Here is a 9,115-nt window from a genome sequence, read left to right on the forward strand (position 1 = left end):
CCCCCCCCCCCCCCCCCCCCCCCCCCCCCCCCCCCCCCCCCCCCCCCCCCCCCCCCCCCCCCCCCCCCCCCCCCCCGAGCAGGTGGTGGACCGTCACCGCGATCGCGACGGCACCGTCCCGCCCGACGGGATGGGCGTGGGTGATCTCCGCGCTCCGCCTCGCCACCTCCGCCACCCGCGCCGGTCCGCCGCTCAGCGTGCCCACCGGCGCGGCCCGCATCGCGCCGCCGTTGCCCAGCGAGCCGGAGCCGTCGAACGACTCCCGGGCCACCGAGCGCCAGTCCCGACCAGCCAGCGCGGCGGCGAAGATCCGCGGGGGGTTGCCCCCGTATCCGCGCCACGGTTCCCGATCCCAGGTCCGGGCGAAGGCCAGCGCCAGGGCGTCCTGGTCGAGGTCGTCGGGACCGAGATCCGCGAGGTGATCGGCGAGCGCCACCTGCAGGGCCGTGTCGTCGGTCCAGCGCAGCACCCCGTCGGAGGTGAGCGACCGGTGGAGCTCGTCGGCCGGCACCCGGGACGAGCCTTCGAACCGGGCACCGAGGGCGTCCCCGACGGCGCCCCCGAGCAGCAGGCCGAGGACCCGGTCCTCCCAGGGCGCCGGCGCGGCGCCCGGCTGCGGGCGTGACCGAGCTGCCATTCCTCGGCCTCCGTGTGCTGACGCCGGGGCTGACCTCCTGCTCAGGCGTCGATGACGATCGGGATGATCAGCGGGCTGCGCCGGTAGCTCCGGTCCGCCCACCGGCCGACGGCCCGCGCGATCAGCTGTTCCAGCTGCACGGCTCCGCCGACCCCCTCCTCGGCCGCCTTGGCCAGCGCCTTCTCGATCAGGGGCACGACCTCGTCGAACGTCGTCTCGTCGTGCACGAAGCCGCGGGCCAGGAAGTCCGGCTCCTCGGCCAGCGCGCCGGTGTCGGCGTCCACGATGGCCACGACGGTGATGACGCCCTCCTGGGCCAGCGTGCGCCGGTCGCGCAGGTGGGCCTCCGTGGCGCCTCCGACGGTGGCGCCGTCGACGTAGACGTTGCCGGCGGGCACCTTCCCGGTGATGCGCACCTTGCCGTCGAGCAGGTCGACGGCGACGCCGTCCTCGGCGATGACCACGCCCCGCGGGTGGACCCCGGTCCGCACCGCGATGTCGCCGTTGGCCTTGAGGTGCCGCCACTCGCCGTGCACCGGCATGACGTTGCGCGGCCGCACGAGGTTGTAGACGTAGGAGAGCTCGCCCGCGCTGGCGTGCCCGGAGACGTGCACCTTGGCGTTGCCCTTGTGCACGACGTTGGCGCCCCACCGGGTGAGCTCGTTGATGATGCGGTAGACGGCGTTCTCGTTGCCGGGGATGAGCGAGCTCGCCAGCAGCACCGTGTCGCCCTCGGTGATCCGGATGACGTGGTCGCGGTTGGCCATGCGGGACAGCGCCGCCATCGGCTCGCCCTGCGACCCGGTGCAGACCAGGCACACCTTCTCCGGGGGGAGCTTCTCGAGCTCCTTCATGTCGACCAGCAGGCCGGGCGGCACGGTGAGGTAGCCGAGGTCCTTGGCGATGCCCATGTTGCGGACCATGGAGCGGCCGACGAAGGCGACCTTGCGGCCGTGGGCGTGGGCGGCGTCCAGGACCTGCTGGATGCGGTGCACGTGGCTGGCGAAGCTGGAGACGATCACCCGCCGGGGCGCGGTCCGGAACACCGTCTCCATCGCCGGGGTGAGCTCGGCCTCGGACGTCGTGAAGCCCGGCACGTCGGCGTTGGTGGAGTCGGTGAGGAAGAGGTCCACGCCCTCCTCGCCGAGCCGGGCGAACGCGCGCAGGTCGGTGATCCGCCGGTCGAGCGGGAACTGGTCCATCTTGAAGTCACCGGTGTGCAGGACCAGGCCGGCGCCGGTGCGGACCGCCACGGCGAGGCTGTCCGGGATGGAGTGGTTGACGGCGACGAACTCGCAGTCGAAGGGCCCGAACGAGGCCCGGTCCCCCTCGCGCACCTGGCGGGTGACCGGCCGGACCCGGTGCTCCTTCAGCTTGGCCTCGATGAACGCCAGGGTGAGGCGGGAGCCGACCAGGGGGATGTCGGGACGCTCGCGCAGCAGGTAGGGGACACCGCCGATGTGGTCCTCGTGACCGTGGGTCAGCACGATCGCCTCCACCTCGTCGAGGCGGTCCCGGATGGCGGTGAAGTCGGGGAGGATCACGTCGACCCCGGGCTGGTGCTCCTCGGGGAACAGCACTCCGCAGTCGACGATCAGCAGCCGGCCGGCGTGCTCCAGCACGGTCATGTTGCGACCGATCTCCCCGAGACCGCCCAGGGCCACGACCCGCAGGCCGCCTTCGGGCAGCGGAGGGGGGAGGCGGAGCTCAGGGTGCGCGCGACTCATGCCCTCACGCTACGGGCGACCCCGGTCGTCGTGCGTGCCGCGTCCCCGTCGACCGGTCCGGGGTCGTCTCCCCGCACGCGCGGGCAGGGCCGGAGGGGTGGTCGGCGCGACGGCTCCCGGTCACGAGCCCGCGTCGTTCCCGGCGGGTGGCACCGTGGCCCCGGCCCAGTCCGGGCGGCGCAGCGGAAGCCGGTTCTCCCCGCCCGGTTTCACCGCCAGCACCTGGTTCACCCCGACGCGGTGCCGTTCGAAGGCCAGGGCCGAGCCCGCGAGGTACAGCCGCCACACCCGGGCCCGGCCGGGGGAGGCGAGCCGGACGGCCTCGTCCCAGTGGTCCTCGAGGTTGCGCACCCAGGCCCGGCAGGTGAGCGCGTAGTGCCGGCGCAGCGCCTCGACGTCGCACACCTCGAAGCCGGCCTCCTCCAGCACCTGGACGTGCGTGGCCAGCGGCTGGAGCTCCCCGTCGGGGAAGACGTACCGCGTGAGGAACGAGCCCGGGTCGGGGCGGTCGGGGCCGGCCGCGGGGCCGCGCGCGATCGCGTGGTTGAGCAGCCGGCCGCCGGGGCGCAGCAGCTCGTGCAGCCCGGACGCGTACGCCGGCAGCTGGGCGCGGCCCACGTGCTCGGCCATCCCGACGGAGGCGATCGCGTCGAACGGCCCGTCGGCGACCTCGCGGTAGTCCTGCAGCCGGACCTCGACGCGGTCGGCGAGCCCGGCGTCGGCGATCCGCCGGCGGGCCAGGTCGGCCTGGGCCTCGGAGATCGTCACGGCGACCACCGAGACGCCGTAGCGGGACGCCGCGTGCAGGGCGAGCGAGCCCCAGCCGCAGCCGACGTCGAGCAGCCGCATGCCCGGCTCGAGCCCGAGCTTGCGGCAGACCAGGTCGAGCTTCGCCTCCTGCGCCTCCTCCAGCGTCGCACCGGGGTCGGGGAAGTAGGCGCAGCTGTAGACCAGCGAAGGCCCCAGCAGCAGGCGGTAGAAGTCGTTGCCGACGTCGTAGTGGTGGCTGATCGCCTTCCGGTCCCGCGACAGCGAGTGACGGATGCCGCGCACGCGGGACTCTTCTGCCGGCGGCGCGGGCGGCGGTCCCAGCACCCCGAGCCGGAGCAGCGGGCCGGCCAGCCGGGCCAGCGCCCGCCGGTCCAGGCGCAGCTCCGGCCGGGCGGGCAGGTCGTCGGGGAAGCTCAGCACGGCGTAGAGGTCGCCCTCGACGTCGAGGTCGCCGCTGACGTAGGCCCGGGCGAGCCCGAGCTCGCCCGGCGCGTGGACGAGGCGGCGCAGGGCACGTCGGTGGCGCACGACCAGCGTGGGTGCTCCGTCGACGACGGTCTCGGAGCCGTCCCAGCAGCGCACCGACAGGGGCAGCGGGGCCCCCAGGAGAAGGGTTCCCAGCTCCTCGACCAGCTGACTCGCGCCTCGTCGTTCCATGCCCCGACCCTGGCAGAAGGACCACCGGCACCGCGAGCGTTCTCACCCGCCCGCGCCACCGGTTCTCCGGGCGTCGTGTCGAACGGGTAACGGAGGCTGGGCCCGGTCCGCTCCAGGGGTGCAGGCTGGTGGGTGGCCGGCAGCCGGTCCGAGCGGCGTCGGCACACCGGCCGAGGGGAAGGAGGAGGCATGCGCAGCCACCAGGGAACGCGGCCCGGGAGGAGAGCGGTCGTCCCCGGGACCGTGCTGACCCTCGCCCTGGCGGTGGGGGGCTTGACCGGCTGCGGGAACGAGGCGCCGGAGCCGTCGACCGACCCGGGAGCCGCCGAGGAGCTGGAAGAGCTGCGGGACGACATCACCGCCCTCCGCGAGCGCGTCAGGGCGCTGGAGGAGCGGTCGCGCCCGTCGTCGGAGCCGACTCCGCCACCGTCCGACGACGGCGGCGCGGATTCCGGCGACGGCGCGACGTCCGGAGCGGAGGCGCCACCGCGGCCGGTCGAGGACCCCGCCGGCGTGTTCCAGGATCCGGCAGCCCTGATCGGCCGGGACGTCACCGTGGTGGCCGAGGTCTCCGACGTCGTCGCGGTCAGCGAGGTGGGGGCGGCCTTCCGGCTCGCCGACGGGGCGGGCAACACCGTCGGCGTGATCACGGCCACCCCGCCGGGCGACCTGGAGGTGGGAGACGTCCAGCGGGTGACCGGCACGGTCGGCCGGGTCTCCCGAGACCGCTTCGAGGCCGTCTTCGGCATCGCCGCCGACGTGCTGGTCGACGACCCCGAGGCCTTCTTCACCGACCTCGGGGGCGAGATCGCCATCGCGGCGCGGGACGTCGAGGCCGTGCCGCAGCCCGCCGGCTGAAACGCCCGGCGCCCACCGGGGAGATCAGCGAGCGCCCGGCGTCGGCTGCCGGGGGAGGGCGGCCGGTGCGGGAGTCGGGGGTGCGACCGGGTGCTCGCGCAGGTAGCCGAGGACCCGGTAGGCGACGGCCACCAGCGGAACGGCCAGCAGCGCACCGGGCAGCCCCCACAGCATCGTGCCCGCGGTCACCGCGACGAGGATGACGGCGGGGTGCAGCCGGAGCGTCCGCCCGACGATGATCGGTTGCAGGATGTTCCCCTCGACCTGCTGCACCACCAGGACGGCGATCAGCACGATCACGGCGTCGGCGAAGCCGTTGGTCACGAGGGTGACGAGCACCGCCACGGCTCCGCTCACCGTCGCCCCGAACAGCGGGACGAAGGCGCCGATGAAGGTCAGCAGGGTCAGGGACGCCCAGAGCGGGACGCCCAGGACCAGCAGCGCGGCACCGATGCCTACCGCGTCGATGAGCGCCACGATGATGATCCCGCGCACGTACTGCGACAGCACCGTCCACGCCGAACGCCCCGCGCCGTCGATCTGGGCGCGCCGCCGGTCGGGGGCGAGCCGCAGCGCCCAGGCCCACATCGATGCGCCGTCCTTGAGCAGGAAGAACGTCAGGAAGAGCACCAGGAGGACGGCGGCCAGGCCGTAGAGCGCCATGCTGGCCGCGGCCGTCGGTTCGGGCGCGAACTGGTAGATGCGGTCCACCACGGCGTTGCGGGCCTCGGTGACCTGCTGGGGATCCAGACCCAGCGGCCCTTCGATCAGCCAGACCCGGATGCGGTCGATCCCCGCGGCCAGCGGCCGGGTGAGGTTCCGCAGCTGGTCCGCGGCACGGAACCCGATGAGGAAGCCGACGCCGACCAGGACGCCCAGCAGGAACAGGACCGACAGCAGCGCGGCGAGCGCACGGGGGAGCAGCCGGCAGAGCCACCGGGCGATCGGTTCCACGATGGCGGTCAGCAGCAGTGCGACGGCGATGGCCACCGTCAGGAGCGGCAGCCGCAGCAGGAACCAGAACAGCAGCCAGCCGATCCCGGCCAGCGCGAGCAGGGCAGCGCTGATGACGAGGGTCCGCACCGCCCACGCCGGTGCGGTGGGCAGCGCGGCGGGGACGTGACCGCTGCCCGCCCGCGCGTCGGCCGGGACCGCGGGCGCGTCGGGAGGGTTCCTCGGCATCTCGCCCGACCCTCGTCTCGACCACCGTCTCACCGAAGCCGTCCCGTCCGCACCGTGCGTCCTCCGATCCATGGGTGCCCGTCCCGCGGTTCTCGCCCCGGCACCGGGCGCCGGGCACGTGCGCATCTTCGGCCACCAGGGCGCTGGCGGCCGGTCGAGCGGGCTGATCAGCCGTCCTGGCTGCTGGTGCCGCACGTCGACGCGGCCCGCGGGGACGGCCGCCGAGCCCTCCTCCTCGGACCACCCCCGCCGGCTCTGTTGCGATCGCCTTGCAGCTCTGTGTCAGACGGGGCGACGCCCGTGCCGGCCGGCACCCGGGAGGGCAATCCGACGACGCGCCCACGCGATGCAGTCGCCGCCCGTACCGCCGGAGGAAGCCATGTCCCAGCCCGTCCTGTCGCGCCCCGTCGGGTCCCCGCCCTCCACCAGGAGCATCGCCGCCATCGACGGGGAGCTGCACTCCTGCCGCGGCATCCGGCGGGACGCGGAACGCGAACTCGCCGAGGTGCGCCGGCGTCAGGAGGAGCTCGCCGATCTGGAGGCCACGCTGCTGGTCACGATCGACAGCCGGTCACGGATGGTCGACCACCTCCTCGACGAGCGTCTGCGGGCGGTCGCCGTCGCGGCGGGGCGCGGGTAGTTCCCCGCGCCTGACGGTGTCGATCCGTTGACGGTCCCCGGGGGCGCGGTTCAGCCGCAGCGTTCCCGGACACCCCGTCGGCGACCGACGCGGATCGAGAGGAGCGTTGCGTGCCTGCCGGACGTGCGGTGGAGGGGATGGCCCTGACCGGGGTGCGATCGGCGGAGCACGGCCGTCGGGCCGCGAGCGCCGCCACGGAGGCGAGCCCCCGACGGGTGCTCGAGGCGCTGGTCGGCGTTCCGTTCACCGAGGGCAACCGGGTCGACGTCCTGAAGGACGGCGACGAGACGTTCCCGGCGCTGCTGGCGGCCATCGCCGCGGCGCGGCGGACCGTCGACCTCCTGTGGTTCTCCTGGCGCGGCGGTGAGATCTCCCACCAGATGGCCGGGGCGCTCGCCGACCGGGCCCGGGACGGCGTCCGGGTGCGGATCATGCTCGACGGTTACGGGGCCAAGCACATCGACCGGGCCGACCTCCGGGTGCTGCGGGAGGCCGGGTGCACCGTCTTCTTCTACCGGCCGCTCCACACCGCGCGCATCAGCGTCTTCAACCTGCGCACGCACCGGCGGGTGCTGCTCTGCGACGAGACGGCGGCGTTCACCGGCGGCACCGGGGTGGACACGACGTGGACCGGGGACGGTCGGCACCCGGGGAGCTGGCGGGACACCGCCGTCCGCGTCGAGGGCCCTGCGGTCGCGGGTCTGCGGTCGGCGTTCCTCCAGGCGTGGATGCAGGCCCAGGTCCGGCTCCCCGGGGGGCTGGTGTCCGACGACGACCGGTTCCCCGAGCTCGCCCCGGCGGGCGGCACGGCGGTCCAGGTCATCCGGCCGCCGTCCCAGCCGGGCTGGAGCGAGGCCGCCGTGGCCGTCGCCGCGCTGCTGCGGTCGGCGCGCCGACGCGTCCGTGTCACCACCCCCTACATCCGGCTGCCGCGCTGGCTCCGCGGGCTGGTGGTCGCCACCGCCGAGCGGGGCGTCCACGTGCAGGTGCTGGTCGCCGGACCCCGCGTCGAGCGGCCGTCGGTACACCTCCAGGGGGAGCTGGACTTCCAGCCGCTGCTCGACGCCGGGGTCGAGATCTGGCGGTACCAGCCGTCGCTGCTGCACGCGAAGGTCGTCACGGTCGACGGCGCGGTCGCGATGCTGGGCACGGCGAACCTCGACACCCGGTCCCTCGCGCTGAACGAGCAGGTGTGCCTGGTGGCCGACGATCCGTCGGTGGCTGCCCTGCTGGATGTGCACTTCGACGAGGACGTGGGCCGCAGCGAGCGCGTCGACCCGGTGCAGTGGCGCGCGCGGAGCCTGCGGAGGCGGGCTCTGGAGGTGGCGTCCGACGTCGTCGGCCGGCCGCTGCGCGGCTGGGGAGCGATCGGGCTCGCCGGCCGCCGTCCCTGATCCGCTGCGGGACGTGCCGATGGCGCGGGGCAGTGCGGACTCAGCCCTCCTCCCGCCGGATGTCCAAGAAGACCACCTGCGGGGGCGCGTTGATCCGCACCGGTACGACGCTGAAGCCGAGCCCGCACGTGACGAAGAGGCGGTTGCCCTCCGCCCCGTAGCCCTGCTTCCCCCACGCGTCGGCCACGATCTTCTCCTCCGCGGTCACCTCCAACCAGGACCAGTGGTCGGAGAAGGGCAGGGCGATCTGGCCGCAGTGGGTGTGCCCAGCCACGGCCAGCGGAGCGGAGCCCGCCGGCAGCTCGGGAAAGCTCAGCGGGTTGTGCATCAGCACCAGCCGCGCCGCATCCTCCGGAACCCCGGCCAGGGCCGCCTCGGCATCGGCGAGACCGGGTCGCACCGGTCCGATGCCCACCAGGTACAGCGGCTCGGCGCCGTCGGGCCCGGGGATCGTCAGCGCCTCGTTCTGCAGCACCGGGATGCCGGCGTCCTCCAGGGCGCGGGTCATCTCGTCGGCTCCGCCGGCGTGGTAGTCGTGGTTGCCGAGGACCGCGTAGGTCGGGATCCCGGAGTCCACGAGCGGGGCGAGCATCTCCATGACCGCGTCCACCTTCGGCCCCGGAGGGCTGTCCTCGCCGTAGATGAAGTCTCCGCCGAGCAGGACGACGTCCGGCTGCTCCTCGACGATCCGGTCGACGGCGCGCTCCACCATGCCGACGTTGGCCAGCCACATGCCGATCTGCAGGTCGGCGACGAGCGCCACCTCGGTGCCGGTCCACTCGTCGCCGAGCCGCGGGAGCGCCACGTCCTCGCGTTCGGTGTCGAGGATCAGCCGCGGCTCGACGAACGTGCCGTACGCGAGGAGGGCGAGGAGCAGACCGGTCACCGCGAGCGCCGTCCAGGTCAGCCACCGTTTCACCTGGCGTCCCCTCCTCGTTCTCGCGGCCTCCCGGCTCCGTGGACCGTGCCGGCCGATGGGGGCGGGACGCGCCGGCGCCGGGACTACCCGCCCCGGTCCCGGCGATACCGGGCGTCACGGGACCGCAACGACCCCGGGCTGAGGGTTCGTGACGGTTCGGCGTCGATCTCGGCCACGGCGGTGTCCGGTGACGGCAACCGGGACATCGGGCGGGGGTGGTGGACGACGCGGCGCGCGCAGGAGGACCCCCGGGTGGCACCCGGCCGTCGAGGCGCGGGGGGGGCGGCGGGGGCGGGGGGGCGGCGGGCGCCGGGGGGGGCGGGGGGGGGG

8 protein-coding genes are annotated in these 9,115 nt (G+C 74.7%); 3 read left to right on the plus strand and 5 right to left on the minus strand.

Annotated features, from left to right (window positions below; translation table 11 throughout):
* From ACI8AG_RS20270 to ACI8AG_RS20280, 3 genes are all read right to left on the minus strand, one after another.
* Positions 1-637: ADP-ribosylglycohydrolase family protein (locus ACI8AG_RS20270; protein ID WP_456598462.1), on the minus strand; the 637-nt coding region annotated here is incomplete at its 3' end.
* A gap of 41 nt (positions 638-678) precedes the next feature.
* Positions 679-2,364 carry a ribonuclease J gene (locus ACI8AG_RS20275; RefSeq protein ID WP_456598463.1) on the minus strand — a complete coding sequence of 562 codons (1,686 nt, stop codon included), beginning with the start codon at positions 2,362-2,364 and terminating at the stop codon, positions 679-681.
* Positions 2,365-2,484: 120 nt separating this feature from the next.
* Positions 2,485-3,792, minus strand: a complete 1,308-nt coding sequence (locus tag ACI8AG_RS20280; protein WP_456598464.1) for a class I SAM-dependent methyltransferase — start codon at positions 3,790-3,792, stop codon at positions 2,485-2,487.
* A 189-nt stretch (positions 3,793-3,981) separates the two neighbouring features.
* On the opposite strand from ACI8AG_RS20280, the gene ACI8AG_RS20285 reads away from it, so the two are divergent.
* On the plus strand, positions 3,982-4,650 hold the full coding sequence (locus ACI8AG_RS20285) for a hypothetical protein (protein ID WP_456598465.1): 669 nt from the start codon (positions 3,982-3,984) through the stop codon (positions 4,648-4,650).
* A 24-nt stretch (positions 4,651-4,674) separates the two neighbouring features.
* Here ACI8AG_RS20285 and ACI8AG_RS20290 read toward each other — a convergent pair whose 3' ends face one another.
* Positions 4,675-5,832, minus strand: a complete 1,158-nt coding sequence (locus ACI8AG_RS20290; protein ID WP_456598466.1) for an AI-2E family transporter — start codon at positions 5,830-5,832, stop codon at positions 4,675-4,677.
* A gap of 379 nt (positions 5,833-6,211) precedes the next feature.
* On the opposite strand from ACI8AG_RS20290, the gene ACI8AG_RS20295 reads away from it, so the two are divergent.
* Together ACI8AG_RS20295 and ACI8AG_RS20300 are read left to right on the plus strand one after the other, a co-directional pair.
* Positions 6,212-6,472, plus strand: coding sequence for a hypothetical protein (locus ACI8AG_RS20295; RefSeq protein WP_456598467.1), 261 nt, complete (start codon positions 6,212-6,214; stop codon positions 6,470-6,472).
* Between the two features lie 110 nt (positions 6,473-6,582).
* Complete coding sequence (locus ACI8AG_RS20300; protein WP_456598468.1) at positions 6,583-7,866, plus strand: phospholipase D-like domain-containing protein; 1,284 nt, start codon at positions 6,583-6,585, stop codon at positions 7,864-7,866.
* A 40-nt stretch (positions 7,867-7,906) separates the two neighbouring features.
* Here ACI8AG_RS20300 and ACI8AG_RS20305 read toward each other — a convergent pair whose 3' ends face one another.
* Positions 7,907-8,785 (minus strand): metallophosphoesterase, encoded by an 879-nt coding sequence (locus ACI8AG_RS20305; RefSeq protein WP_456598469.1) that lies wholly within the window; start codon positions 8,783-8,785, stop codon positions 7,907-7,909.
* Positions 8,786-9,115: the final 330 nt, after the last annotated feature.

The sequence above is a fragment of the Blastococcus sp. SYSU DS0552 genome (assembly GCF_054050815.1).